The 928-nt window shown below is 55.4% G+C and carries 1 pseudogene; it reads right to left on the bottom strand.

Going from position 1 to position 928, the window contains the following annotated elements:
- A pseudogene (locus tag ACUU1I_RS20790) lies at positions 1-870 on the bottom strand (IS91 family transposase); the annotation flags it as partial.
- Positions 871-928: the final 58 nt, after the last annotated feature.

Below are 928 nucleotides of genomic sequence, written 5' to 3'. Positions count from 1 at the left end.
CATCAACAGGTATTCTTCCCGTTTTGTTCGGTGACTGTTGTAACGCAGACCGATTTCATCCTGACCGGCATAATGCTCCAGACGACTCATCGGCACCGGTGGCTTTTTCAGGTAAGAGCCAAAGTACACCGCCACATGGGTGGCATTATCCATCACCCGGGATACGTTGACATTTCAGCCACGGCGGTAATGCGTGTCCAGGAAGCGATTCCATTCCCGTTTACTGCTTCCTTCTGCTGCCAGCGCATCCGGCATCACCAGGTCAGGGTATTTCCGTGACAGCAACCGTGTTATCCGGTAGCGCCACATGCTCATCACCTTACGGGCGTAAAAATGAAGATTTTTCCAGGTGTGGCCCGACGTCACACCACCGGCAGTTGTCGATAAATGGATATGCGGATGCCACTGCTGGTCACGCCCCCATGTGTGGATCACCGTGAATATCCCCGGCTCCACATCTGCCTGATGGCAGATTTCCAGTATCACATCCGCTGCAATGCGGCTCATCTCTGCCAGTAACCACCGGTTGTGGAACACCAGGGACCAGTACTGGCAGGGAAGTGTGAACACAATATGCTGCCACGGGCAGTCGGGGACCAGGCTCAGCAGATACTGTATCCACTGTGCGCCAGCCTTCACCCCGCAGTGCGGGCAGGAGCGGCTTTTACACCGGAAGCAGACCTTTTTTGTATGGCAACAGTCCGGTGATGAACAACACCACTGCGTGTAGCCCATCAGTGTGGTCCCGCAGGCCATGATTTTTGTCACTGATTCAATTACCACCGGACGGACTGCCCCTTCCGGTTGTTTCTCCAGCCAGTTAAGCCAGCGGTTTCCCTGCTGAAAAATATCGGCAAAACGGGGAAGCATCAGAAGGGCGGGGCGACTCCGTCCGGCCAGTGAACCGTGCCACACTCCGGGCAGTACA

This window comes from Shigella sp. SIG3 (assembly GCF_053555855.1).
This window is presented reverse-complemented; position numbering and strand designations above follow the sequence as displayed.